Consider the following 26452-nt stretch of genomic DNA (forward strand, 5'->3'; position numbering starts at 1 on the left):
CTTAATTTGCTGGGTTCGGACCGATGCGCTTGCCGTGGCTGACGCGCTCATTGCCGCCGTGGACGTGGGTGACCGCATAGTCGATACCCATGCCGTATGCGCCCGAATGTTCCTTTACCAGCGTGGTGACTGCGTCGTAGGTTTCCTTACGAGCCCAGTCACGCTGCCACTCAAGCAAAACCTGCTGCCAGGTAACCGGGATCACGCCGGCCTGCACCATGCGATCCATCGCATACTTGTGAGCATCGACCGACGTGCCGCCCGACGCGTCGGCGACCATGTAGATCTCGTAATCCGGGACGTCGTGAAGTGCGGAAAGCGCAAACGTCGTGTTGCAGACTTCCGTCCACAGGCCGGCGACGACGATCTTCTTGGCGCCGTTCGCAGCATTCTTGGCCAGGGCATCACGTACATTCTGGTCATCCCAGGAGTTCATCGACGTGCGTTCGAGGATGTCGTTCTCGGGGTAGACAGCCAGCAGTTCCGGAAAGGTGTTGCCGGAAAAGCTATCGGTCTCGACGGTGGTGATCGTCGTCGGAACGTTGAAGATCTTCGCTGCCTTGGCGAGGCCGACAACGTTATTTTTAAGAACCTGACGATCGATTGACTGCACGCCGAAAGCCATCTGTGGCTGCTGGTCGATGAAGATGAGCTGGCTGTTCTGGGGGGTCAGTACCTGAAGCTTAGACATGATATTTTCCTCTTTGGTTGTTTGGACCGCGAATGCGGTTTGTTGTGAATTGAGCAGTGCCTGTCAGACCGACACCATGGGCTGTAGCAGGCTCGAAACCGGCGCTTCCACTCGCTCGCTGCCTCGCTGCTGAAAGGGAATGTAGCTTGACTTATGCTTATCCAGAATTGCAATATTAATTATGATTGAATTGCCTTTATTGCAATAATGCATCCGCAGCTTGACTAAAACGGCACTCGTACGGCACCGCGATAACAAGCCAGCCGTTTCACAGTCTCCTCAGGTGTATTTCATTCGAACAGACATTCCGTTCCTTCGGGCGATAGCTCGCATCAGCCGCACATCCGCGGCAATAGCTTCAAAGGAGAGCTCGGAGAAGCCCGTCGTCGTGGAGTGACTATCCATGAATATGGATAAACGGCTTACGAACTGCCGGTCCCATCGTCATAGGCTAAAAACACGCCTGCAACCCAGTCGGCAAAAACCTGATATTTGGCGCTCGGAAACCGGCCCGCTGGTCTTACAATGTGAACGGGATAACGGGGTGGCGCCCAATCGTTCATAATCGGGACCAGAGCGCCGCGAGCGATATGGGATCGAGCCAGGAATTCAAATGTCTGCCCTATGCCTAGCCCTGCTAATATCCCTTGCAAATGCGCCGTGGCATCGCTGGTGGAGAGCTTGATCGGGCTGTAAATCTCTATTTTCTCATTGCCTTTGATCAGGCGGACAGGTGCAGGTTTCAGACTGCGTGCGAAAAAATATTGTACGAAAACATGATCCCTCTGAAGATCCGACGGCAAAGCGGGTACGCCATGTTGTTCAAGGTATGCCGGGGTGGCGCAGGTCACTATCTCGACGCTGCATAACCTCCTCGCAACAATAGATGCGCTTGGCAGATCGCCGGCACGTATGACGCAGTCTATGCCCTCCTCGACGATGTCTGCCTGACGTTCTGTCACTCCAAGATGTAATTCGATCTCCGGATACAGCGCGTAAAATTCTGGTAGCCGTGGGATCAGAATCGCATTCGCGAATGTTCCTCCGACATCAACCCGAAGTTTTCCACTGGTGGCCAGGCGCCCACCAGTGGCCTCGTTATTCATATCATCGAAATCGGCGATCAAACGAATGGCGCGTTCGTAATATGCGACGCCCTGGAATGTTACGGTGACTGAACGTGTCGTGCGTTCGAGCAGTTTGAGGCTCAAGCTTGCCTCAAGATCCTGAACGAGTTTACTCACGGTCGATCTTGGCGCACCCATCGTGTCGGCGGCCTTTGCAAAGGATCCAGCCTCGACGACGCGAATAAAGGCGCGGATTGCTCCCAACTGATCCATTGGCATCTCTCCATCGGTGTTCGCATGTGCGACTGTCTTTGGCTTAGTCATCAATCCGTCGCAAAGGGCACCAGTTCTAAGGTAATGTCAGGCGGCCAAGGGCTCAAGATTGGCCTGGATCTGATCCCGGAACGCCTCGTATCTGTTGGGCAGTTTGAGTGCTTCTCCGAGATGCGCCGTGTCCTCGTCGCGGTTGAAGCCAGGCTCATTGGTGGCGACCTCGAACAGGATGCCACCCGGCGTGCGAAAGTAGATCGCCCAGAAATAGTCGCGGTCGATGACCGGGGTCACCTGATAGCCCGTGTCCATTAACGCCTTGCGCACCTCGAGCTGCTTCTCACGGTTGTCGACCGCAAACGCGATATGGTGGACCGAACCAGCGCCCTGGCGAGCAAAAGCCGTCTTCGGCAACTCTGCGAGGTCGATCGTATCAGCACCGTTGCCACCTGGAATGACGTATCGGGTGACATCGCCCTGCTTCTCGGCTCTCTGGTATCCCATGAAGCCGAGGAGCTCTTCCGTAGCTGCTGTCTCATGCAGTCTGAAGCGTGCGCCAGCAAAACCGCGGATGGCTGCATCGGTAGGAATGCCATTTGCCAGCCAAGGAGCGCGGGTATCGTCAGCGGACTCGACAAGAGCAAGACCATCGCCATCCGGCCCCATGAAGCGAAGCCGCTCAGCGCCGAAGACTGTATCGGATTCGAGACCGTCTACGCCCTGTGCGATAAAGCGATCCTGCCAGAACTTCAGTGAACCCTTCGGCACAGAAAACTGTGTTTCGCCGACCGCGCCGACGCCGGGACGACCCAGCATCATGTTCTGGAACGGAAAATAGGTCATGACAGTTCCGGCAGAGCCATTTTCGTCACCATAATACAGGTGATAGACGCTTGGGTCGTCGAAGTTGACCGTCTGCTTGACGCGGCGCAGTCCGAGCGTCTCCGTAAAAAAGCGATTGTTCTGTCGTGCATCCGATGCCATCGAGGTTACGTGATGCAGTCCCTTGATATCTTTCATCATGACGATGCCTTTCAGTGGCGTTCTGTGATCTGTTGGAAATCAAACTACGCCTGTTGATCGCTCACCGGAATTGCAATATTAATTGAGAGTGAGTTGCAAGTTTTGAAACAATGGTATGAACGATTACAAAGCCCTGCGCACCTTCCTGCTTGCCGCTGAGAAGCGCAACTTTGCCCAGGTGGCGCGAGAACTGGACATGACACCGGCCGCCGTCACGCGTGCCATCGCCGCGCTTGAGGCGGAACTCGGCGTCCAGCTTTTTGTGCGCACCACACGGCAGGTTTCGCTGACAACCGACGGAGCTATATTTGCAGCCCAGATCCAGCCAGCCGTAAAAACGCTGGAAGACGCACGTCGCGAAGTGATGAATGCGCACAAGAGTGACGAAGGACGGCTTCGCATCAGCGCGCCGACATGGTTCGGCAAGACCGTGCTGCCGCCGATCCTGTCAGGGTTTAAGGAACGCTATCCGAAGATGAGCTTCGAGATCTCGTTGTCCGATGGGCTAGTGAATATCGTTGATGATGACTACGATCTGGCCATCCGTATCTCGTCTCAGCCATCCGACAAGTTCACGATCTGGCGCAAGATCCGTGTCGTACCGCGTATTCTGGTGGCGGCACCAGGTAGCCGTTTTGCCGAGATGCAACATCCGAATGAATTGAAGCCGGATGACTGCCTAGCATACAGCGGTGAAAGCCGACGCGAAAACTGGGTGCTGTCGGATGGTGGATCGAGCTTGAATATCCCGGCGGGTCGTGCGTTCAGCGCCAACAGCGGTGAGGTTCTGGCTGACATGGCAGCCGACGGTGCAGGCGTTGCCCTCCTGCCAGGCTTTAACATTGCCGAACACATCAGGGGCGGTCGCCTCGTTCATGTCTTTAAGGGATGGGCCCCGCCGGATCTGTGGCTCACCTTGTTCTACCCGCCCTATCAAGCGCTTCCACCTCGAATTGCATCGTTCTCAAAGTTCTTCGAAGAACAGGTAGCGGCCCACATGGTCATGCTGGACTGACGCTGCGGCAGATGTTCGGAGACCTCAGTTCTGAGGCAAAGCGCGCAGCGTGGCCGCAACTATCTTCTGGAGCTGCCACAGGTTTCGATCGTAGATGTTTCGTTCCGCCAAATCAGAAACCGTGCGATGGAGATATTCCGCGCAGGATCCGGCGGGTCCACATGCCTGCGCGATCAGCATTGCGGCTTCGTCGAGAGGTATCTTTTCCGTCAGCGGTGATTGTTTTGCACTTGCCCAGAAGGTGAGCGCACGACGAGGCCCAGCAGGGGTCTTGACCGAGACCCATCGCACCATGTCGCAGACCTCGGCATACCGGATCTCCCGCGCCAGAAGAGTGCGCAGATCTTGTCGCTTTGTCGAACGCGGCAGCTTGAGGATGAGACCCGAGCAGCTTCCGCCCGGCCGAAGCGCCAGCATGAGACCCGGCGCGTCCGACGTGGCCCTGAGCCGCTCTATCCTCAACGAGAATGCACGGTGCCATCCGTACGCAACGGCTTCCTCGCTCGCGGCAACCTCGAACCCCGGGTTCCACATCAGGGATCCGTAAGCGAACACCCAGATCTCCTCGTCGCCGGACTCCTGCTCGACCCTGCCGACAAGCTCGTCAAGTCGCCGGGACGAGATCGGAGTCCAGTTTGGTTCCGGACCCTCATCTTCAACAACCCTGAGCGTGCGGGCGACTAAGTCGGCCGTGAGTTGCATAGCAACAGGCACACGCGTCTTGGTTTTGGGTGTCTTAAGCATCGTGGTACCTGATCTAACAAGAGTGCCGCCGGAGCCCGTTGGGTCCGGCGGGTCGTGATATTGCTAACATGGGATCAGTTTCCGGAACGGTCGATCACGGCGCGGAAAGTGATCTCGACAATCTGTTCCGGAAACGCCAGTTCTGTAACTCCGATCAGGTTGCTGGCGCACTGCGGTATGTCCGTTCCGTACATTTCCTTGCGCACCTTTGCGCCAGCGGAAAAGGCACTCGGAACATCGAGAACGAACAGTGTCTCTTCAACGACATCGTCAAGTGTCGCGCCATACTCGGCAAGTAGCGTCTTGGCGTTGAGGTAAGTCTGACGGATCTGCGCTTCCATCTGCGAGAAATCGACTGGTCGACCGTTCGCGTCGAGATCGGCCGGGGCAATGAGCTTGCCGTCGCCATCGTGGCTCAACTGCCCCGACATGTAGATCGTGTCCTTGACCTGCACGGCCTGCACGTATCCGAATGCTCGCTCCCAGGCGACGCCGAGGTTGGCGATCTTCTTGCGAGAGTTTATGTTCGTCATTATGGTTTCCTTGCTTTGGATGGCGCAACGCTTGTGAGCCAAGTGTGCCTGGAGCGCGAGCACCATTGGCAGCGAAGCTGGGGAGGATGGAACTGCCATGACCGCGGCGACAAAGCATGCAGGAGCAGCGCCACTGCGGGTCATGAGAGAATGGTCTCTGATCATCTCGCGTCCTGCGAGTTCCTCAGTGGAAACTTCAGGCTGCGCTGTGTCTGTCTGACATGGCTATAATGCCGTTACACTCCTGCGCTGACAATTGCGGGAATGATTTCGAATTTATTGCTGAATTTGCAATAAATGGCGCTGCCCCGCACTTTGACCAGTCCCGGCAGTCCGCTCGTACTCGGCCGGCCGCGCTGATTCTCAGACCGGACCGATCAGTTTAAAGAAATCGCCTCGTCACGACCCGCTCAGTGCCAAGGATCGGACGGCGTTGTTGACTGCCATCCTCAGCACTTCGATCGGGATCGATGCAACATGATTTCCGAACCTGGAATGTGGTGCATCGCTGCAACTTTCGTCTTGCGGTCTTCGGGTGGGTATAGGCATTTATGGTCCGCCGATTTACCTGGAGATGGTTGTTCATCGGACGAGATTGTCGTTTGCGCTGGTGCCGTCGATACTTCGATCCGGAATGGCTCGACCTTGCATCACGGAGAAGGATCTCCGAAACGGCCTACGCTCGTACGTCAAACGCGGTCTCTGCTAACGACGCGGTGGTTTCCAATTCATTTCAACTGAGTATTGGTCATGGAAAAGCGTAAGGCGAGCGACTGCGATATCCGCGAGAACGGAGAGTGCCAAGGTGGTTGCATCCCGAGCGGGACCAAACATGCCAATTGGCGCCTTTATCCGATCACAACTTTCCGACGAAACGCCAATCGCCATCAACCTCTCCAAGCGACGACGGTGCGTGCGTGTGCTTCCTAAAGCACCGATATAGAAAGCCGACGAAGCGAGAGCTTCGTTCAATAGGTCGGCTTCAAGATCGAGGTCATGATGCAAGAGCACAACCGCTGTGAATGGATCTATTACATCCGAGCTCTGACCCCTTGGCGTCTTATGCGGATCAGATAGTGACACGGCGTAACCAGCCGCCTCTGCAAGACGACGGACTGCCTCGACTTCTCCCCTCTGACCCGAGATTACTAAACGCAACTGGGGATGATAAACGGATACGAACTCCTCGCCCTGCCAGTCGGACGATTGCAGGTGGGTGTTGCAGGGCGCGAGTTTTTGGAGTCGCGATGAATACGCGAGAGCGACCGAACGACGTTCGGCAATTTCGCCCAACACAGTGTGCAGGACTTCATCTCCGCGCAAAATATGAATCGAGACTGTTATGCCACCCCCGCAGGGAATTACGATATCAAAGAACGCCGACCCTTCTCCGAATTTCGCAAATCGGTCTCTGCCGTCCGCGATCGCATGAAGAGCTTCGGCAGCAACGGCCGCGTCGACACACCCACCCGACACATAGCCAACAAATCCGCCATCGGCGGCGATCGCAACTTGCGCTCCGAGTGCGCGCGCTGCGCCGCCTCTTATTTCGACCAATGTCGCAAGCGCTGCTCCGCCGCGTTGCACGGCTGAAGCTGCAAAGGTGAGTATATCGACAGGATTATCGGTGCTGCTTACCCTGAACGGCAAGGGTATTTCCGTCATAACGACCTATCCTAGCTAATTGCACACGGGAAAAGCGTGACTGCGTTGATTTCGGAGGGGCAAGTGCCTGGTTTCTAAAGAGCTGAGCTACCCAGTCGTTTCCCGTAAGCAACGGTCTGCTCGTCGATGAACATCCGCTCAGACTGATAAGCTCCCAACCCGTCCCGAAGCGAGCCTGCCCGCATCAAGTTTCGTTGCAGCGAAATTGCATCACCGGCCGCTTTGGAAACTCCCATCGCGGTATGGGGACGTGCAACAAAGGCCGCGTCTCCGACCAGCGCTACGGATTGGCCCACCATGCGATCAGCCGCGTAGTCAAAGATTGCTTGGATCGACGGCGTATTCTCTGCCTGAACGGCGAGCGCGAACGGAGTGGGCAGCACCGCCGCAGCGTCCGCATGCAAGGTTTCGACCCGGCTTGTTGCCATAGTGCCGCGCGGGAGGGAATAAGGATAGGTCGTTCCATGACGATCGGTTAGGGTGCTTGCCAGCCCGGCGTCATTGACGGGGCGGTACCAGACCCAGTTGTAGCGCCTTTGTCCCGGCGTCGTTTCGCCTTTAGGGCCAGGTACCAGATAGCCGAGAATATGCACACCGGATCTGATATAAAAGGCAAAGCGATCGAGCAGGATTGATGCTCCCGAGGGAAGTTCCTTTTCAGGCAGCAGTCCACGCCAGGCAACATATCCCGCATACCGGTTATGCCAGTCCTCGTTGAGAGTGGCCCGGACTAATGAGCCAAGTCCGTCCGCACCGATCACCAAATCGGCCTTTTCGGATGAGCCATCGGCAAAAATGATAGTAGCACCATCGTCGGCATCAATGACGGCCTCAACGGCACGTCCGGTCTGGTGCCGTCCTTTTTCCAGGCGCGCCAAGACTTCCGAGTAGAGAAAGTCCCACGAAATCTGCATCTGGGGCATCGACAGCTTCTGGGCGACCGAGCCGTCAGCATTGAAGTAGATCCGTTCGCGGGCCATCACGCCGACATTGGCAGCTTGATCTGCGCCGATCATGCGCAGCATGTGAAAGACGTCTTCCTGGGGCACCAGTCCCGCTCCGCGTCCAGCAAGTCCGGAATGGGAGCGTTCGTAAACAACCACATCATGGCCGTCATTCTGCAACAAAATTGCGGTGAACAGGCCCGCAAGCGAGCCGCCGACAACGCGGATACGCAATGGTTTCATGATTAGCTTCCTTCGTGCTTGCTGGAGGCAGCGCTTGAGCGATTGCGGCCGAGAACCAGAACCAAAAGCGCGATGATGGCGAGCATTCCACCCAGGATGCTGACGCCGGTCCATTCTCCCTGGCTCCACGCGACGGTAGCGACTGCCGAACCAAATGAGCCGCCAAGGAACATGCCGGTCATGAAGATGGTATTCAGACGGCTACGAGCTTGCTGGTCGAGCGCATAAATGAGGTGCTGGTTCGAGACGAGCGCGCTCTGGATACCGAAATCCAGCACGATGACGCCGACGATCAGACCGGCAATCGCGCCCCAAAGACCAAATACCACCCATGCAACCAGCGTCAGGATAGCACCACCCCAAACCACGAAAGACGGGCCATGCTTGTCGGCGACGCGACCGGCGAGCGGTGCTGCAAAGACGCCTACCGCGCCAACGATGCCGAACAGACCCGCCACATCGGCACCAAGGTTGAAACGCGGTCCCTGGAGGTAGAGTGCGAGGATAGTCCAGAACGCCGTGAACGAAGCAAACAGAGCAGCTTGAACGAATGTCGCCATGCGCAGCGTTGGGAAGCGTGTCCAGAGGTGTGCCAGCGAGCGGAGCGCCTTGCCATAGGGCATGCTAGAGGTTGCCCGGTGATGGGGCAATGTCACGAACATCAAAACGGCGGCGACCAGAGCCAGCGGTACGCCAATCCAGAACATTTCACGCCAGCCGCCATGCTCTCCGACAAAGCCGGACAATGTACGGCTGAAGAGGATGCCGGCCAGTACGCCTGCCATGACAGTGCCGATCGTAGCACCGCGCTTTTCCGGGGTTGCCAGTGATGCTGCAAACGGCACGATCTGCTGCGCCACCGTCGCGCTGGCGCCAACCACAAGGGAGGCAATGACCAGCGTCCAGGCAGACGGCGCAATAGCAGCCAGAGCCAAGGCGACAGCCAGCACGACAAACTGACCGACGATCAGCGGCTTGCGATGAAGGATATCGCCTAGCGGAAGCAACAGAAACAGACCAAGCGCATAACCGAGCTGGGTTGCGGTCGGGATCAACGTCGCAGCCGACTGTCCAGGAAACTCCGCCTCGATTATACCCAGCATCGGCTGGTTGTAGTAGATATTGGCAACGGCGATGCCGCTGGCGGCCGCCATGGCCAGCAGGCCGAGCTTATGGGTACCTTTGCCGGTTACGTCGCCAGGTAATGCTGATGCTTTCGAAGTTTGTAAAGTTTCCATTTCCATGTCTCTCCAGTGTATTTTCGTCAGCCACTTTTCTATAATTTAATCTCGATCAGTTTTAGTGGGTCCGAATGTTTGGCCCGGATATCGAGAATCGTTATAATGAATACGGATGATTTGCGCGTTTTCACCACTGCCGTTGACGCGGGCAGCCTTGCAGAAGCAGCCCGTCGGCTGGGCATCCCGGCCATGGCTGCAAGCCGTCGGCTGGCTGCGCTCGAAACATCGCTCGGTATACGCCTGATGCACCGCACGACCCGCGCTTTGTCGCTCACACCAGAAGGCGAAACGTTTCTGCCATACGCCCGGTCGATCATTGACAACGAGCAGGAGGCCACATCGCGGTTGAGATCCGATGGCCGGGGCGCTGCGGGATTGCTGCGCGTTTCGGTATCCGCCGCTTTCGGCCTAACTTTTGTGGCGCCCCTTGTGCCCCGCCTGCTGATGGACAATCCTGAGCTCCGCATCTCGCTCGACGTGACCGACACGCTTCCCGATCTCGTTGCGACCGGAACTGATCTCGCCATCCGCATTGCCCATCTCCGTGACAACAGCTTGATCGCCCAAAGATTGGCCGACAATCCGCGGCTTCTGGTAGCAGCACCCGACTATCTTCACCGACGCGGCCAACCCGCCTTCGTGAGTGATCTGGCGCTGCACGATTGCCTCCCGCTTAACGGCACCACCCACTGGACGATGCGGAACGAGACGGCGCCGGAAAGTGAGCGGGAAAAACATATCCGCGTTCATTCACGTTTTTCGTCGAGCAGTATTGCCATCTGCCATGCCGCCTGCCTGGCGGGCGGCGGCATCGCGTTGTTGTCGCATTGGGCCGTCCGCGATGACCTGCGGGCGGGCCGGCTTGTAGCTGTCACTCTCGCCGACGGCGCGCCCGAGAACATGCCGATCTGGGCAGTGTACCCCACTACACGGCTGGTCTTGCCCAAAGTGCGCGTATTCGTCCTGGCACTTCAGGAAGCCTTCGCCGCCTACTCTGATCAAGGCCGTGCGGTACCAAGCTGATCTCCATCCCCTAAAGGGTTACAATCGCGGCTCTTATTTTCTCGGCAGTGATCGGCATGTGAGTGAATCTAACACCGGTGGCATCAGCCAGTGCATTCGCAAGTGCTGCGGAAGCTGGTCCTTGGCCACACTCGGCTACGCCCAGGAAAGGCTTTCCCGGCTGCTGCTGGACGGTGACAGCTATCTCTTCAGGTACGTCACGGAAGCGTAAAATTGGATAGGTGCTCCAATCGAAGGCTGTGCGCAGAGTGCCGTCATTGCCCGATGCCTCGCGGGTGCACCAGCTTAAGGATTGAATAATCGCCCCTTCAACCTGATTTTGGATACCGTCTGGAGAAACGACCTCGCCGCAGTCCACATCGGCCTGAACCCTTCGAACTGTCAGGCGACCCGTGTCGCGCTCGACTTTGATTTCCATAAACACTGCGCAATAGGCACCCAGGTTCTTGTAACGCGCGAACGCCATACCGAACCCTTGTAGCGGCGAAGTCTTGTTGCGAGTTTTCCAGCGAAAGGCTTCCGAGGCGGTCAGCATGACGCTTCGTGCGCGGTCGTCGGCCATGTGGGCCAACCGCATATCCAGCGGATCCACTCCAGCCTTCAACGCAAGTTCATCAAACATGCTCTCGATCGAAAACACATTCAGGTGCGCTCCAAGCGACCTCAGCGCGGAAACCCTTATCGGCATGTCCTTGATGAAGTGGTAGATGACATTCGTGTTTGGCAAATCGTAGAGCGGGTTCGAGTTGCGGCTGCCGTCGCCTTCCGGCATCGGGATCGGCTTGCCCTCCGGAATAGGAAACGGATGCGACACCTCGTTTCCAACAAGCACGCCGCCCGCCCCGACCGGTCGGTTGTTGTGAGGATTGCTCCACACATCGTAGTTCCATTTGACAATCCGGTCGCCGGCATCGACGGCCGCCTCGACTTCCGTCACCATTCCCGGACCAAGTGGTTCCCAGCCGAACTCTTGCTCGCGCATCCACTGCAACCGGATAGGCTTTCCCGGCATCGACGCGGCGATCAGGGCGGCTTCCGCAGCAACGTCGTCCGCGCCGTTTTGTCCATAACAACCGGCGCCTTCGACGTGGATGGCGCGAATGGTTTCTATCGGCCGATTAAGAAGCTCCGCCGCCACTCGCCTGACGTCGAACGTCCCCTGACTATGTGTCCATATCGTCAGGAGATCGTCTTGCAGCCACGCCAACGCGCAGGAAGGTCCGATCGACCCATGGCTAATCCAGTTTCTGGTAAAACTCTGGCTGACAGAATGCTTGGGGTCCGCAGTCGGTCTACTCGTATCCTGAATGACGATCTCGCGAGCAGGCAGCGCCTTCAATGTTTCCGCGACCTCGCCCGACGGGAGAAGCTCTTTCGCAGCCTTGTACGGTGAGGCCTGCAATCTGCGCATCAGCTTGACAGCATCCCACTCGCGCCTGGAGACGACCGCCGCAAAATCGCCGTTGCGGACGAACTTGACGACGCCGTCCATGGCTTCGATTTCGGTATCTGGCGGAAGCGTCAGCCGTGTGCCTATGCTCGGACCGCGAATGACCCGGGCGTGCAGCATTCCCGGCAGGCGCATGTCCTGTATGAACGCTTCTCCCCCGGTCGTCTTTGCCGGGATATCCAGTCTCGGTAGGTTGAAACCCATCGTCCGAAACTGGCTCTTCTGGCGAAGAGGTGCATTGGGCACCGCTTCCACATGCAGCGATACCGCTGCGGCAATCTCGCCGTACCCAAGGCTGCGCCCATCGGCTGCGACAATGGTTCCATTCCCCTCGGTCGTAACATCCGCTTCTGCGACCCCGAGCGTTGCAGCGGCTTTCGCAAGCAGGAGCATGCGCACGTTTGCTGCCGCATTGCGGATCGCGGTGCCACTGTCCTGCATGGAATGACTACCTGCCGTGAGCCCCTCATCCGGTGTGCGCAGTGTATCAACCGTAACAAGGGTGACGTAGGCGGGCGGAAGGTCGAGTTCCTCCGCAGCTACCTGCGTCAACGCTGTCCGTATTCCCTGTCCGAGCTCGGCCTTACCCGTGAATACAGTGGCTTTCCCGTTTTGATCGAGCTGTATCCAGGCATCCAGATAGGGCCAGGATTTCAGGCTGCCTGGTAGGTCGGGATTCAGAATAGCCGGGCCGGCGCCCCCTTCCCCACCTCCGGCCAACTGGGCTCGTGCAGGTCGTGCGAGAGCGAATGCTACCGCAATACCGCTGGCCGCCAGAAACGAGCGCCTGGAAATCATGTTCATCGGACCACTCCTGTCATAACGTCGCTTGCGCGCCGGACGGCGCGGAGGATCCTCGCATGGGTGCCGCAACGGCAGAGATTGGGTTGCAAGTTGTCGCGGATTTCGTCATCGCTCGGATTGGGGATCTTGTCCAAAAGGGTCTGCGCGCGCATGATCATGCCAGCGATACAGTAACCACACTGCGCGGCCTGCTCATCCTGAAACGCCTTTTGCAAAACGCCTGGAGCGTCGACAGAGCCGAGGCCTTCAATCGTTCGAACCGACCTTTCGCCAATCGCTCCTAGCGGAGTGAGGCAGGAAAAGACCGCCTTGCCGTCGATGTGTACGGTGCAGGCGCCACACTGTCCAAGGCCGCAGCCGTATTTGGCGCCGTTGAGTTCCAGATCATTGCGCAGCACATAAAGAAGCGGCGTATCTATGTCGCTATCGACCTGGTGTCTTTTTCCGTTGACCATGATCGATGTCGTCATTGTGCGTTCTCCTTGCGAATATCGCGAACGGTGTCTTCAAGACGCGGCCATTGCGGTTGCGTCGTGAACCGCGAACGGCCGTAGGCCAGGAGGTCCGCGATCTGTCTATCGGTGAGATTGTCGGCAAACGAGGGCATGAACGGAGCGTCGCTAGTCGGATCTTTTATGCCCTGCAGGACCGCCTGCACTGCATTTCGAGGATCTTTTGAGTTCATGTCGGAGGTATCTGATAGCAGCGGCCGTCCCCTGATGCCCATCGGTGTAGAAGGCTCGTGACATCCCCCACAGGCGCCTTCGAACAATATAGCTCCGGCGTCAGATGTCTCCGTGACCACGCGCGGCGTCGCAATCGGAGTTGCGACGGTTCCAGAGTGCATTGTCGAATCGATGTATATAGCGATTGCACGAACGTCGGCATCGTTGAGCCTCGACAGGCCTTCTGTCACCGGCCCCATGGGACCAGCTGCCGTGCTGTGTCCCTTCGCAGTCCCGGTTTTCAGATACGCCTGAAGCGTATCGACGTTCCAGCGGTCAGCGGACGTATTGGAAGCATCCAGAGGGGGTGCGTTCCAGCCTTCCGCAATGCCACCGGCAAACTCGTCCCCCCACTTTTCCCCGCCGAGAACGTTTCGGGGCGTGTGGCAACCGCCGCAATGGGCGAGCCCGTCGACCAGGTATTTTCCGCGGTTCCATTCGCTGCTTTTCATGTGTTCGGAGACTGTCACTTCGTGCCGCAGAAACAACAGTTTCCAGCCGGCAAGAAGCGGACGAAAGCCCAGTCCAGGGAGAAGTTCGTTTGGAGGTGCGGTCTCCTTGACCGGCTCGCGGCTCATCAGAAACGCGTAGATGGCATCGAGATCCGTATCTGTGACGCGCGTGAAATGTTCATAGGGAAGTGCCGGATAGAGGTGGCTGCCATCGCGGGCAACGCCATCCTTCATCGCGCGGCGAAACGCATCTGCCGACCAGTTGCCGATCCCAGTTTCAGGATCGGGGGTAATGTTGTTGGAATAAAGAGTCCCAAATGGCGTAGCCAACGGCCGCGAACCGGCGAGCGCCGGGCCGTTATCGGCGGTGTGGCAAACAATACAGTCGCCCACGGTCGCCAATTGCTCGCCCTTGCGGATCAGAGCCGGTGAAAGCGAAGCTCGATCAGTTGGAGGAATCTTCGAAAGTTCCGGTTCGTAGGCGATCCATGCGAAGACCCCAAGCCCCGCAGTGATTGTCAAACCCAGGATCGAGGCACCCGTCAGCAGTTGGCGTCTATTGAAATGCATTTGGGCGTACCTTTGTATTGCAAGTACAGACGACGATCTGTCTGACGCTTGGATGTGGCCAGTGCCACTGACTGAGGGCACCGTCGCTGAGTATCCATCCCACCATCCGGAAATTGGTAGCCAGGATTTTAACCGATTGGGCTGCGCACGGAATTGCACTATGAGCTGGGCAAACCTAGACCTTGGTGTAGGGTTGACCTTGGCTTGATGTTCGCCTCATTCAGTCTCGACGAGCGCCGGGTAGTCCACATATCCACGGCTGTCTCCGCCAAAAAAGGTTGAACTGTCAGGGTCGTTCAAGCGAGCACCGGTGCGCAAACGATACGGGAGGTCGGGATTTGCGATGAACAGCCGTCCGAATGCAATGACGTCACCCCGTCCTTCGGCAATGGCCGCTTGGGCTTTTTCGTAGGTGAAGCCGCCTGCCAAAATCAATGGACCTTTGAACCGCTCGCGAAGAAGCTTCATGATGCTATCCCAGCGAGGATCGTAGTGTTCATCCAGAACAGTTCCGACGATTTCCGGCTCCACCAGGTGAAGGTATGCGGGACTACGTCTGCTGAGTTGTTCGGCTATATAACCGAATGTTTCTTCTGGAGTGTCGTCTCCCATCCCCATGAAACGCCCCATTGGTGTCAAACGAACACCCACCCGGCTGGCACCAATCTCCCTGGAAATTGCATCGGTGACTTCCAGAAGCAGCCGCGCGCGGTTTTCTTTCGAGCCGCCATATTGATCCATGCGATGATTGCTGTTGCTGTTGATGAACTGGTCCAGCAGATAGCCGTTGCCCGCATGGATCTCCACACCGTCCATACCGGCAGCGATGGCGTTCCGGGCAGCCGTGACATAGTCACCGATGATCGCCTCGATTCCACTCTTAGTCAGCTCCTGCGGCTCCGGGATATCTCCCCAGACGCCCCTGCCCGTTTCATCGACAATGAACGTCTTTCCGGGCACCGGCATTGCGGTCGGAGCCACTGGCAGTCCGCCGTCCTGTTGGAAGCTTGGGTGAGAAACGCGCCCGACGTGCCATAGCTGCAGGAATATGATGCCGCCCTCTTCGTGAACGGCTTTGCTGACTTCAAGCCAGCCCGCAACTTGCTCGGGCGTATAGATACCCGGCGTCCAGGCATAACCCTGTCCCTGCTGCGAGATCTGGGTGGCCTCGGTAATGATCAAACCGGCACTCGCGCGCTGTCGGTAATAATCCACATTCATCGTGGTTGGCACGTTACCTGGCTGCCCGGCTCGCGATCGGGTCAGAGGTGCCATCGCAATACGATGACGCAAGGTAAGGCCCGCTAATTCTATGGAAGTAAAAAGGTTGGCGTTCACGGCTTTGTCTTTCAATTTTGACGTTACAATATGCTTGACTCGAGCAATTAAACCTAGCCTCACAACGCTCGACGCTGTAGTGGGCATAAATGATCGATCGGCATATCAATTTTCGATACGATAATGCCAAGCGACCACTTTCAGGTCCAACAGTGGTCAGGGATATGCTGATGAATTCAGTCGTCGCCTGTCAGGTAATCAGTCTTATCGACCCAGTTCTCAATAAGGCTGGCGATCGCCAAATCGAGGGGTTCAGGTCGCGGACTTCCGTGATCAGCGAGACCATGTGGCGAGCACCATAACCAGCCGGGTCCAGCCAGTTAATCTGGGTACCTGGTAGATGAACAAACGCAGTAAGGCATTTATCGTAATACCGGGAGAGGTGGCGGCCTGAAGGACCGCCATATCCGAGTGTCGGAAACCTAGGCAATCAGCTTTTGATGAAGGCCAGCAGGTCAGGATTGATGACCTCGGCATGGGTGGTCAGCATGCCGTGCGGGAAGCCCTTGTAGATTTTGATCGTGCTATTTTTCAACAGCTTGGCCTGGAGTTCCGATGCGTCCTTGTAGGGCACGACCTGATCGTCATCGCCCTGAGTGACCAAAGTGGGCACGGTAATCGCCTTGAGGTCTTCGGTCTGATCGGTCTCTGAAAAGGCCTTGATACCATCAGCATGGGCCTTGGCGCTGCCCATCATGCCCTGGCGCCACCAATTGTTGATCACGCCTTGCGAGACCTTGGCACCCTCGCGGTTGAAGCCGTAGAAGGGACCGGACGCAACGTCGAGGAAGAACTGCGCACGATTGGCTGCCAGAGCAGCACGGAAGCCGTCGAACACCTCGATCGGCGTGCCGCCAGGGTTGCCTGCTGTCTTGACCATCAGCGGCGGGACGGCACTGACAAGCACTGCTTTGGCGACCCGACCCTGCGGCTGGCCGTATTTCGCGACATAGCGCGCGACTTCGCCGCCGCCTGTCGAATGGCCGATATGGACGGTATTGCGCAGATCGAGATGCTGGAAAATGGCTGCCGCATCGGCGGCGTAGTGGTCCATGTCGTGGCCTTCGCTCACCTGGGCCGAGCGGCCATGGCCGCGGCGGTCATGGGCGACTACACGGTAGCCTTGATTGACGAAGAACAGCATCTGAGTGTCCCAATCGTCGGAGGACAGCGGCCAGCCATGGTGGAAGACGATCGGCTGCGCATCCTTCGGGCCCCAGTCCTTGTAGAAGATTTCAACGCCGTCCTTGGTGGTCACAAAATTCTGGGTCATCGGTTCGATTCCTTTGGATTGGGGGAAGGTTTCTTCTCTGCAGCGACTGCCGGAAGGGCCAAGGCAAGAGAGATGCTGGTGCCGGTCAGCAGGATCTGCCGGCAGGAAAGAGAAAATTCAGTGTTCATCGGTCCCTCCGGAAGGGCCGAACCGCCGGAAGAAGAGCCGGCCTGTGGCCAATTGAAAGGCTCAAGCCGTCACTTGGCGCGGCGGGTGGTCTCAAACAGAAACCAGGCGCGGCGCTCGGCCTCATCCACCCAGTTTTCGATCAGGCTCGCCGTGGCGATGTCACCATGCTCGTCGCACAGTGCATGTGTTTCCTTCATCAGCGAAACCAGTGTGAGATTGTCCTCGTGCAGTTCGGCCAGCATGTCATCAGGCGTGACGAAGTCCGCATCATTGTCCAGCAGACGCTGGACACGGGCTATGTGCCCGATCGAGCGGATCGTGGTGCCGCCCACCTTGCGGACCCGTTCTGCGATATCGTCGGTCATGGCAAAGATCTGCTCACCCTGCTCGTCGAGCATCAGGTGGTAATCGCGAAAATGCGGTCCGCTCATATGCCAGTGAAAATTCTTGGTCTTGAGGTAGAGTGCGAAGACATCGGCCAGGAGCGCTGTCAGAGCACCGGAAATATCGGTTGTTGCATTGGAGCTCAGAGATGTCGGCGTTGCGAGCGGCGACTTGCGGTGTTTCTCGGTCAGTGTGCGGTCCATAACGGTCTCCATTGGGGTTGTCGAAGTTGCTGGAGACGTTTTTAGACGACGACCGCAGAACGCAGTATCCAATGCTTGGCTAGGCGAACCCACACCTTGGTATAGTTTCGCAAGGCGGCGGCCGAGGCTACAAGTTGGGTGTCTTCTGTCCCCTCCCAAGAAGACAGGCTGGGCACTAAAGCCCTGACGGTTCAGGCATCCCCTCCCCTGAACCCTCGGATGTCGCGATCCGATTGAGGCCATCCCAGCCGCGCTGGGATGGCTTTTTTTGAGGCGTATGAGATTGAGTTTGCACGGAATAGTCGATATTGCGATTGTATTTTATAAAGCGGAATGGCTTGATCATCCCAGTGAAATCGAAGTGGGGTAAAGCATTGCGGTCGCTTGTTCTTGTGAACCCGAAACGGCGTCTGGGCGCGCCATGAGAGCGGAATACTTATCTTCGCCGTTGCCCTCGCAGCGACGGTTTTTTATTTCGACACATTCACAGACATCCACAGCGCACTCGCCACGCTCTATGTAATCACCCTGCTACTCTCGGCAGAAACGCTGACGGAAAAGGGTACGCTGCTTCTGACAGGCATCTGTGTAAGCCTTTCGATATTTTCGTATGGGACAGCACATGGGTTACAGGGTGATCTGGCTGCCGCACTCCGCCTGGCAGTTGCTGTTGCTGCAATGGCAATCACCTGCGCATTGATCATTCGAAACCAGCGTGCGCGCCTCGATCTGCTGCGCTTCAACGCCGCACTTCGCAGCAGCGAGGAGCGTTACCGTACGATCTTCGAACAGGGCCGCGTCGCCCTTTGGGAGCGCGATTACTCGGAGGTGCGCGGCCTGTTGATGGACCTCCGGGCTAAAGGTGTGGTCGATCTGCGCATGTATGCACGGGACAATCCTGATTTCATTGAAGACTGCATCGCGCGCGTCCCGACAATTGCGGCAAATGCCGCTGCGCTCGAACTTCTCGGCATTGTTGATGCACAGGACGTGCGCTCGATGCGCCGCTATATTGCCCAGGACGACGTGACTTTTCTGGATTTGCTGGTGGCCATCTTCGACCATAAGAGACACTTCGAGGGCAGAGGCACGGTTATCACGGCCGATGGCAGCCTGAAGATGGTCTTGCTGACGGTTGGCTTTCCGGAGGATATCGCCAACTTCAACCGCGTCATTGTCGGCATGTTTGATGTCACCGAACGTGAAATGACTCAGAAGGCGCTTTTCGAGGCTCAAGCTGAACTCGCACTTGCGTCTCGGGCGGCAACTGTCGGTGCCCTTTCGGCGTCGCTGGCCCATGAACTCAATCAGCCACTCGGCGCACTCGTCGTCAACGCCCAGGCCCTGCAGCGTTGGCTTGATCGCGATCCGCCCGATCTGGCGGCGGTTTCCCGCTCCGCCGAGCGCATTGTCCGCGACAGCCAACGTGCCAGCGACATCATCCAGAGCACACGGTCTATGCTTGGCAACCGTGCGCCCGTTCTCGAACCCATATCGTTGGTCGATCTCGTCACCGAAACACGAGCCTTGATGGAAAGCGAACTGCTTAGAAATAGTATCCCGTTCGAAATCATCGCTCCAGGCGATCTTCCAACTGTCAAAGCCGTCAGGATCGAGCTGCAGCAAGTTTTGATCAACCTGATCACCAACGCGCTTCAGGCCATGGACGCCACGCCGGAAGCCCAGCGGCGGATAGAGGTAGCAATTGAAGCCGCCGACGCCCAGAGCGTGGCAATCAAGGTGCGCGACATCGGCCCCGGTCTCAGCTCCGACATACTTCAAACCCTGTTCAAGCCGTTCTGCACCACCAAGGAAACCGGCATGGGCATGGGCCTCGCCATCTGCCGCAGCATGCTGGAAGCCCGTGGAGGTTCGCTGACAGCCGGCAACCATGCCGACGGCGGCGCCGAGTTCGAAATGATAGTCCCGATCGAGGCCATCCATGAATGATGCGAGAAAATCTGCCCAACTGCCAAACGGCGATACGCCCGTCGTTTATGTCGTCGACGACGATCCATCGATCCGGGAGGCGTTGGTCGATCTGTTTTTGTCGATACGCACGGAAGCTAGATCTTTTGAGAGCGCTCAGGATCTGCTCGACAATGCCGACCTCAGCCGACCGGGCTGCATCCTGCTGGACGTTCGCCTGCCCGGCGCGAATGGTCTCGATTTCCAACTGCATCTGGAAAAGCTCGGCAACCGCATGCCGATCATCTTCATGACCGGGCATGGCGATATTCCGATGACCGTGCGCGCGATGAAAGCCGGCGCCATCGACTTCCTCGCCAAGCCGTTTCGGCATCAGGACATCCTCGATGCGGTCTCCGTGGCGTTCCAAAAAGACCGTGAGGTTCGCCAGCAATCAGCGACCAATAGTGCCGTCACCGAACTCGCCCAGACGTTGACACGCCGCGAACACGAAGTGATGGCAGCTGTCGTCCAAGGTCTCATGAACAAGCAGATTGCCTTCAACCTTGGCATCAGCGAAATCACCGTGAAACTCCATCGCGGCAATGTCATGCGCAAGATGGAGGCACGCTCCGTTGCCGAACTCGTGCGGAAAGCCGAACTGCTGGGGCTTTGAATACAAAACCTAGACCCATGTATGGTGCAATGCTCGATCTCGGCGGCGTATATCAAGGCCAGTGGATTTTACCAGCCAAGGCCCAAACACATTGTCCAGAACACCTGTCATAGCCATCGTTGACGACGATCGGTCGATCCGCGAAGCCCTTGACGATCTCGTTTTGTCCTGCGGATATGAGAGCCGGCTGTTTTCGTCTGCGGAAGATTTTCTCGCCGATGGTGATCGCGTTGCGATCGACTGCATGCTGGTCGACGTCAAGATGCCGGGTCTGAGCGGCATCGAACTGCAGGCCGTATTGAACGGGCAGGCCCAACCAAAGCCGCCGATGATCTTCATGACATCTTACAGCGACGAACGGACGCGAGCAGCAGCATTGGACGGCGGCGCTTTCGCCTTTCTTGGCAAGCCTGTGGACTTCCGCCAGCTCGTGCTCTGCCTAGAACAAGCGTTGTCTCAATGACGACCGTCAACATCTCATGGAGTGGAATTGATGTCTCACCGATGCTCGCACACATCCACCATCCGGTCGGTCAAGCCGATGACGCTCGGCTGCGAGGAATGCCTCAAGACCGGCCAGGTTTGGCTTCACCTGCGGCTCTGCCGCGAATGCGGCCATGTCGGCTGCTGCGATCAGTCTCCAGGCAGACACGCCACCGCGCACTATCACTCGACCCGTCATCCCATCATTGAGGGCTATGATCCGCCGGAAGGCTGGGGCTGGTGCTATGTCGATGAGATCATGGTGGAATTGCCGGACCAGACGCCGCAGCGCGGGCCAATCCCGCGTTATTACTGACCGCGGACTCTGCGGCAGGGCATATCCAACAATTCGAGCTCGAGGATAAATGATGGCGGATCTCAGCGCACGACAGCACCAGATGTTTCCGGAGCTCAGCCCCCGGCAGGTCGAGACAGCCAAACGCTTTGCCTTAGGCGAGCCGAAGCATTTCGAACCCGGTACCTTCATTTATAAGATTGGCGATCACGCAGTACCTGCCTGGCTCGTGCTGGAAGGCACGATGGACGTGTTTCGTCACGAGGGCCTTTCCCACGAGGCGCCGATCACGACGCATGGCGTCGGCCATCTGTCGGGTGAGGTCAACCAACTCTCGGGTCGCCCGACACTGGCGGGTGCTCGGGCCGGAGCGGAAGGCTGTACGGCAATTGCCTTCGATGCGGTGCATTTACGGGCGCTGGTGATCGGCTCTGCGGATGTTGGCGAGATCATCATGCGCGCCTTCATCCTACGCCGCGTTGCTCTGATCGACGCCGGCGCTGGCTCCGTACTGATCGGTGTGGCAGGTCACGCCGCGCTCTCGCGCCTGCAGAGCTTTCTTGCCCGCAATGCCTTTCCCTACATCATACTCGATGCAACAGCGGAGGGCGAAGGCCGGGCGCTGATCGAGCGCCTGGGCATTCTGGCTTCCGAACTCCCTCTGATGGTCTGTCCCAACGGCACAGTGCTGAAAAACCCGACGGAGGCGCAGGCGGCAACCTGCATGGGGATGACCCCGGAGCTTACGCCCGGCAAGGTCTATGATGTCGCTGTGGTCGGGGCTGGACCAGCGGGTCTTGCAACCGCGGTCTATGCCGCCTCCGAGGGCCTAGACGTGATCGTCATCGATGAACGCTCCGTCGGAGGACAGGCCGGCGCCTCTTCGCGTATCGAGAACTATCTCGGCTTCCCAACCGGCATTTCCGGCCAGGCTCTGGCGGGTCGCGCCTATAATCAGGCTCTGAAGTTTGGGGCGGAAATGGTGCTACCGGTTGAAGTCGATAGTTTGGTCCCACCCGAACACCCGGGCGGCGCGATCAAGCTTGAACTTTCCGGTGGCAAGGCGGTACAGGCGCGCAGCGTCGTGATCGCATCGGGTGCTCGCTACCGACGGCCTGATGTAGCCGGCATAGAGACGTTCGAGGGAAACGGCGTATCCTACTGGGCTTCGCCCATCGAGGCAAAGCTTTGTGCCGGCGAGGAGGTTGCGCTGGTCGGTGGCGGCAATTCTGCGGGCCAGGCTATCGTGTTTCTCGCACCGCAGGTCGCGAAGCTGCATCTCGTCGTCCGTCGCGCGCTGGAGGAGACGATGTCGCAATACCTGATCGACCGCATCAAATCTCTGCCCAATGTCGAACTTCATATGAACTGCGAAGTGAACGCGGTCGCTGGCGATCCCGCGACTGGCCTCACCTCTGCGACTATTCACAATCGGTTGGATAGCAGCGAACACATGCTGCCGCTCCACCATCTTTTTCTGTTCATTGGCGCCGATCCCAATGCCGGCTGGATCAGCGACCGCGTCCATACAGATGCCAAAGGCTTCATCATCACCGGTCAGGCCTTCGACAAACTCTGCAGCACAACCCGCAATCCCCTGCCCCTCGAAACCAGCCTGCCGAACGTCTTTGCCATTGGCGATGTCCGGGCCGGATCAACCAAGCGGGTTGCCGCAGCCGTCGGCGAGGGGGCCGCTGTCGTCTCGCAGATCCACGCTGCACTGAGCGTTGTGAGCGCGTCGCCGTGACACTTGCCTATCTCCCGGGGCGCTAACGACCTGCCGTCAGACGCCGACGGATTGCTTCTTTCGTTTCATGGCGGGCTCTCGCTAAGCGCTCAGAGTTCCGAGGCACACAGCTGTCGGTAATAGACCTCGATGTCCCGGCCAACGGCGCCCTTCTTTCCTAGGAGCAGATAGCCGAGCACTTGAACAGCCGGGCGGCCATGAAAAACCAAAGCGATTGAGAAGTGGAGTGCCGCCTGTGGGAGGGTCTGTCTCGGGGATCAACCCGCGCTACGCGATATAGCCAAAATAGCGCTTCTGATGATTCGTCGAGTGACCGTACCGCGCACCGCGGAGCCAAGCCACTCTGCGGCAATCACCAGATCGGCGATCTCACGAGTGCCGTGACTGAAGATCAATTCCTGCCCGCTGTCACCGTGCAGCACATGAATGACATCCCGCGAGATCTGCGTCTGCGGCATATCGACGGTCTGATCAATGCTCGCGCGCGCCAACATTTAATCAAGCCTTTTTTCGCGGAACAGGTTGCGAAACTGACGAGGTTGGCAACGAAGATACTGGCCGGGCGCCGGAACCTGATCTCCAAAATGCGCAGCCGCATGCCAGGGCCACCGGGGATCGTACAACGCCGCTCTTGCAATCGCGATCATATCCGCGTCCCCTGTTGTCAGGATCCCTTCAGCCTGTTCGAATTCCGTGATCAGGCCGACCGCAATGACCGGAATCCCAACCTCCTGCTTCACGACCCGGGCGAACGGAACCTGATAGTTGGGCCCGACCGGTATTTCCTGATTGCTGGCCAGCCCGCCCGTCGACACATGAATAGCGTCACAGCCAAGGGCTTTCAGTGCTTTGCCAAAGCTGACGGTTTGGTGGATTTCCCAGCCGCCTTCTACCCAATCGGTTGCCGAGATCCTCATCGTGACCGGCCGCTCGGCGGGAAACACGGCGCGAACGGCCTCAAACACCTCAAGCGGAAAACGCATGCGGTTTTCAAGCGATCCGCCATATTGATCGGTGCGGTGATTGGACAGCGGAGACAGGAATTGATGCAGCAGATAGCCATGAGCCCCATGAAGCTCGATACCGTCGAGCCCCAGGGAACCTGCACGTTTGGCAGCATCGGCAAAGGCTGAGCGCAAACGAGCGAGATCGGAAACGTCAAGGGCGGCCGGAGGATCGTATTCCGCGCGAAATGGAACCGAACTGGGGCCGACCGTCTTCCAGCCGCCACGATCCGCCGGGCCGATCTGATGTCCGCCCTTCCACGGGATCTCCGTTGACGCCTTCCGGCCGGCATGGCCGAGCTGGATGATGAATGGCGTGTCGGACCAACGGCGAATTCCGCTCAAAACGCGGTCCATCGCCGTCTGGCATGCGTCCGAATACAGTCCGACGTCACCATAGGAGATGCGGCCTTCCGGCGAAACCGCCGTTGCTTCTATTGTCACCGCCCCCGCGCCAGACAGGGCAAGATTGCCAAGATGCATAAGATGCCAGTCGGTCATTTCACCATTTTTGGCCGAATACTGGCACATCGGCGCAATGATGATGCGGTTTTCCAGTTGCAGGGAATTGATCGTGATGGGCCTAAAAAGTCTGCTGCCGCTCATGTGTGTCTCCAGTACGATTGTGAATGCCGCTGACACCTTGGAACGGTGTCGGCGGCAGGTTCAGCATGTAACAGCTACCACCAAACCTACAGTTTCCCGGTGGTGCTGCTGAGAACGTTCCTGCGAATTTCGACTTCTCCAGCGGTTGTGTTGACGCCCATTGCATGCAAGCCGTGAGCGCCGCCATTGAACCTGAGATTCAGTGAAGCCGCCGATATGCCGAGATAGTCGTTCATCTCTTCCTCTGTTCCGCCAAGCTCGAGCCAGCTCAGTCCCAAGGGCGTTTTAGTGCCATGCTGTGTGGACACCCGGGACGGGTGCATGGTGATATCGGCTACGTAAAAGAAATTGGGCAAGCCAACCTTCCAGCATGGGATCGTCTCAGGCGTTCTGACAGCAATGCCGAGGGTACCGTCAGCGCGCTGGCGAAGTCCGGTCTCGAACACGTCGGAGCCGAGGCGTTTGGCCAGGTGTTCAAGCTCCTCCCGGCTGTCCACCCGGGCGCACCAGCCAATGAAGACTTCGCCATCGCGGCACTTGTCGCGAAAAAACCGGGCAGCCGGATTGCCGTTCTCGTATTCATGAACGTCCACGACACTTTCCACCTCGATATAGGTATCGCCGCCGGTGGGGAAGATCTTGTTGGCGAGGCCCAGCTTGGGAAACCAGCCCCCCTCGTAAAAACCGAGACCCGTTTCAGCTCTCAGGCGCTCTGTGCCTTCCCAGAGATTGCGTGTGCCGAGGCAGACGTGATCGACGTGTATCATTGTAAAACTCCGTGTATGTAGGGGAACGTCTCCAGCGCATCGACTCCCCGATGCACTGGATATCCTTGGGCATGCCGATCAGAAGCCGGCGCAGGCCCTTGCCTGAGCAACGACGGCCTGATGGTCGAATGTGTTGATTCTTTCAAAGAAGCCCGGCTCCTCCGGAACCAGCTTGGCCGTATCCACCGTCTGCGTGATCAGCTTGTTGTCCAGAAGGAATGCCTGCAGTTTGCCGAGACCATCCTTGGACACATTGGCATAGAGCTTTCCGCCGGCCCGTTCGAAAGCGATTTTCGCCTCTGCGAGATTGGATTTTGCGATCTCGGTATCCTGCTCCAGCGTCAGCGTCCTATTCGCGCCGTAGTTCTTGCGGAAGATCTTTGCCACACATTCGGGGTTTGCCTCCGCAAAGACCTGCGCCTTTGCGATGCCGCGCGCCAGAGCCTCCACCATTTTCGGATTGTCGGCCATCGCCTGCCGGGTCGCAACCAGACCATAATCCGGGAAATCGAGCCAGCTTTCGTCGTAGAAGAACGCCGCTTCATTGCCAAGAGCCTTGAAGTTGGCGATCTCCGACATGAAGGTCAGGCTTGCATCGACACGCCCCATCTTCAGCGCTTCATAGGACTGGGCGCCGAGACCGATCACCGCCTGACGAACATCGCGTTGCGGGTCGATGCCTTCCTTGTTCAGGACGCCATTGAGATACATCATTCCGCCCGAGCCTGCGACGGCGATGCCGATGGTCTTGCCCTTCAACTCGCTGGCCGCCTTGATCGGCTTGTCCGCCATCGTGAGAATACGCCAGGATGTGTTGCGCATGGTCGCAACCATCCTGATGTCGGCGAGCCCCTTGCTGTCGGCTGCCAGCCATGGCGTGCTGTTCATCATGCCGACGACGCCGCTGCCGCCGATCATGCTTTGTACGGCGGCAGCTGAGCCCTGCGAAAAGACAACTTCGACGTTGTAGCCTTCGTCTTTCCACCAGCCCATTGCCAGCGGCACATAAAGTTCGAATACGGCATTGATCATCAGCGGGTTGCCATTGATGATGCGTACATTCTCCTCCGCCTCAACCCGGGTCGAAACGGCAGACACAGCTAAGGTCGTTGCGGCACATACGGCTGCCGCTTTCAGTATCGATTTCATGTCATCAGTTCCCTTATTTTTGCTTGAGAC

Annotated in this window: 26 protein-coding genes; 7 read left to right on the forward strand and 19 right to left on the reverse strand. The window is 57.8% G+C overall.

From position 1 onward, the window contains the following. Position 1: 1 nt before the first annotated feature. From GSF67_RS24050 to GSF67_RS24060, 3 genes are all read right to left on the reverse strand, one after another. Positions 2-691 carry a hydrolase gene (locus GSF67_RS24050; RefSeq protein WP_006316099.1) on the reverse strand — a complete coding sequence of 230 codons (690 nt, stop codon included), beginning with the start codon at positions 689-691 and terminating at the stop codon, positions 2-4. Between the two features lie 422 nt (positions 692-1113). After that, entirely contained in the window at positions 1114-2031 is a 918-nt protein-coding gene (locus tag GSF67_RS24055; RefSeq protein WP_006316102.1) for a LysR family transcriptional regulator, read from the reverse strand. An 87-nt stretch (positions 2032-2118) separates the two neighbouring features. Further along, a complete protein-coding gene (locus GSF67_RS24060) occupies positions 2119-3051 on the reverse strand; it encodes a VOC family protein (protein ID WP_006316103.1) in 933 nt (310 codons plus the stop codon). A 115-nt stretch (positions 3052-3166) separates the two neighbouring features. Between GSF67_RS24060 and GSF67_RS24065 the strand changes: the two genes are divergently transcribed. After that, on the forward strand, positions 3167-4066 hold the full coding sequence (locus tag GSF67_RS24065; RefSeq protein ID WP_006316104.1) for a LysR family transcriptional regulator: 900 nt from the start codon (positions 3167-3169) through the stop codon (positions 4064-4066). Positions 4067-4090: 24 nt separating this feature from the next. Here GSF67_RS24065 and GSF67_RS24070 read toward each other — a convergent pair whose 3' ends face one another. The 5 genes from GSF67_RS24070 to GSF67_RS24090 all read right to left on the reverse strand — a co-directional run bounded on the left by GSF67_RS24070 (position 4091) and on the right by GSF67_RS24090 (position 9433). After that, positions 4091-4810: a gamma-glutamylcyclotransferase gene (locus GSF67_RS24070; RefSeq protein WP_006316105.1), complete on the reverse strand. Its 720-nt coding sequence runs from the start codon at positions 4808-4810 to the stop codon at positions 4091-4093. A gap of 74 nt (positions 4811-4884) precedes the next feature. Next, positions 4885-5343 carry a Rid family hydrolase gene (locus GSF67_RS24075; RefSeq protein ID WP_006316106.1) on the reverse strand — a complete coding sequence of 153 codons (459 nt, stop codon included), beginning with the start codon at positions 5341-5343 and terminating at the stop codon, positions 4885-4887. 705 nt (positions 5344-6048) lie between these two features. Then, complete coding sequence (locus GSF67_RS24080; RefSeq protein WP_006316108.1) at positions 6049-7008, reverse strand: XdhC family protein; 960 nt, start codon at positions 7006-7008, stop codon at positions 6049-6051. A gap of 74 nt (positions 7009-7082) precedes the next feature. After that, the gene (locus GSF67_RS24085) at positions 7083-8195 is read right to left on the reverse strand and encodes an FAD-dependent monooxygenase (RefSeq protein WP_006316110.1); all 1113 of its coding nucleotides are present in this window, start codon (positions 8193-8195) and stop codon (positions 7083-7085) included. 2 nt (positions 8196-8197) lie between these two features. Next, positions 8198-9433, reverse strand: coding sequence for an MFS transporter (locus GSF67_RS24090; RefSeq protein ID WP_128822100.1), 1236 nt, complete (start codon positions 9431-9433; stop codon positions 8198-8200). Positions 9434-9538: 105 nt separating this feature from the next. On the opposite strand from GSF67_RS24090, the gene GSF67_RS24095 reads away from it, so the two are divergent. Next, positions 9539-10459 carry a LysR family transcriptional regulator gene (locus GSF67_RS24095; protein ID WP_006316115.1) on the forward strand — a complete coding sequence of 307 codons (921 nt, stop codon included), beginning with the start codon at positions 9539-9541 and terminating at the stop codon, positions 10457-10459. A gap of 10 nt (positions 10460-10469) precedes the next feature. On the opposite strand, the gene GSF67_RS24100 is transcribed toward GSF67_RS24095, so the two are convergent. From GSF67_RS24100 to GSF67_RS24125, 7 genes are all read right to left on the reverse strand, one after another. After that, positions 10470-12713: a molybdopterin cofactor-binding domain-containing protein gene (locus tag GSF67_RS24100; RefSeq protein ID WP_006316117.1), complete on the reverse strand. Its 2244-nt coding sequence runs from the start codon at positions 12711-12713 to the stop codon at positions 10470-10472. Then, a complete protein-coding gene (locus GSF67_RS24105; RefSeq protein WP_006316120.1) occupies positions 12710-13183 on the reverse strand; it encodes a (2Fe-2S)-binding protein in 474 nt (157 codons plus the stop codon). The genes GSF67_RS24100 and GSF67_RS24105 overlap by 4 nt, the downstream gene beginning before the upstream one ends. Continuing rightward, positions 13180-14460 (reverse strand): cytochrome c, encoded by a 1281-nt coding sequence (locus tag GSF67_RS24110; RefSeq protein ID WP_035216637.1) that lies wholly within the window; start codon positions 14458-14460, stop codon positions 13180-13182. Before GSF67_RS24110 ends, GSF67_RS24105 begins: the two co-directional genes overlap by 4 nt. A gap of 216 nt (positions 14461-14676) precedes the next feature. Beyond that, positions 14677-15798: an alkene reductase gene (locus GSF67_RS24115; RefSeq protein WP_035216649.1), complete on the reverse strand. Its 1122-nt coding sequence runs from the start codon at positions 15796-15798 to the stop codon at positions 14677-14679. A gap of 430 nt (positions 15799-16228) precedes the next feature. Beyond that, positions 16229-17071 carry an alpha/beta fold hydrolase gene (locus GSF67_RS24120; protein WP_006316123.1) on the reverse strand — a complete coding sequence of 281 codons (843 nt, stop codon included), beginning with the start codon at positions 17069-17071 and terminating at the stop codon, positions 16229-16231. Continuing rightward, positions 17068-17199, reverse strand: coding sequence for a hypothetical protein (locus GSF67_RS26260; RefSeq protein ID WP_006316124.1), 132 nt, complete (start codon positions 17197-17199; stop codon positions 17068-17070). Before GSF67_RS26260 ends, GSF67_RS24120 begins: the two co-directional genes overlap by 4 nt. Positions 17200-17268: 69 nt before the next feature. After that, positions 17269-17787: a Dps family protein gene (locus tag GSF67_RS24125; protein ID WP_006316125.1), complete on the reverse strand. Its 519-nt coding sequence runs from the start codon at positions 17785-17787 to the stop codon at positions 17269-17271. A 678-nt stretch (positions 17788-18465) separates the two neighbouring features. On the opposite strand from GSF67_RS24125, the gene GSF67_RS24130 reads away from it, so the two are divergent. The 5 genes from GSF67_RS24130 to GSF67_RS24150 all read left to right on the forward strand — a co-directional run bounded on the left by GSF67_RS24130 (position 18466) and on the right by GSF67_RS24150 (position 22896). Then, positions 18466-19737, forward strand: coding sequence for a sensor histidine kinase (locus GSF67_RS24130; protein ID WP_006316126.1), 1272 nt, complete (start codon positions 18466-18468; stop codon positions 19735-19737). Then, positions 19730-20371, forward strand: coding sequence for a response regulator transcription factor (locus tag GSF67_RS24135; RefSeq protein WP_006316127.1), 642 nt, complete (start codon positions 19730-19732; stop codon positions 20369-20371). The genes GSF67_RS24130 and GSF67_RS24135 overlap by 8 nt, the downstream gene beginning before the upstream one ends. Before the next feature lie 91 nt (positions 20372-20462). Continuing rightward, positions 20463-20834, forward strand: a complete 372-nt coding sequence (locus GSF67_RS24140; RefSeq protein WP_035216639.1) for a response regulator transcription factor — start codon at positions 20463-20465, stop codon at positions 20832-20834. A gap of 30 nt (positions 20835-20864) precedes the next feature. Beyond that, complete coding sequence (locus tag GSF67_RS24145; RefSeq protein ID WP_035216640.1) at positions 20865-21170, forward strand: UBP-type zinc finger domain-containing protein; 306 nt, start codon at positions 20865-20867, stop codon at positions 21168-21170. Between the two features lie 52 nt (positions 21171-21222). After that, positions 21223-22896 carry an FAD-dependent oxidoreductase gene (locus GSF67_RS24150; protein WP_006316130.1) on the forward strand — a complete coding sequence of 558 codons (1674 nt, stop codon included), beginning with the start codon at positions 21223-21225 and terminating at the stop codon, positions 22894-22896. 257 nt (positions 22897-23153) lie between these two features. Here the strand turns inward: GSF67_RS24150 and GSF67_RS24155 are convergent, their stop codons facing one another. The 4 genes from GSF67_RS24155 to GSF67_RS24170 all read right to left on the reverse strand — a co-directional run bounded on the left by GSF67_RS24155 (position 23154) and on the right by GSF67_RS24170 (position 26422). Next, complete coding sequence (locus GSF67_RS24155) at positions 23154-23390, reverse strand: hypothetical protein (protein ID WP_006316131.1); 237 nt, start codon at positions 23388-23390, stop codon at positions 23154-23156. After that, positions 23391-24506 (reverse strand): NADH:flavin oxidoreductase/NADH oxidase, encoded by a 1116-nt coding sequence (locus tag GSF67_RS24160; RefSeq protein ID WP_006316132.1) that lies wholly within the window; start codon positions 24504-24506, stop codon positions 23391-23393. An 86-nt stretch (positions 24507-24592) separates the two neighbouring features. Beyond that, on the reverse strand, positions 24593-25273 hold the full coding sequence (locus GSF67_RS24165) for a VOC family protein (RefSeq protein WP_006316133.1): 681 nt from the start codon (positions 25271-25273) through the stop codon (positions 24593-24595). 78 nt (positions 25274-25351) lie between these two features. After that, positions 25352-26422, reverse strand: coding sequence for an ABC transporter substrate-binding protein (locus GSF67_RS24170; protein ID WP_006316134.1), 1071 nt, complete (start codon positions 26420-26422; stop codon positions 25352-25354). Between the last annotated feature and the right edge of the window lie 30 nt (positions 26423-26452).

It is taken from the genome of Agrobacterium sp. CGMCC 11546, from assembly GCF_013365515.1.
In the GTDB taxonomy this organism is placed as follows: Bacteria; Pseudomonadota; Alphaproteobacteria; order Rhizobiales; family Rhizobiaceae; genus Agrobacterium; species Agrobacterium fabrum.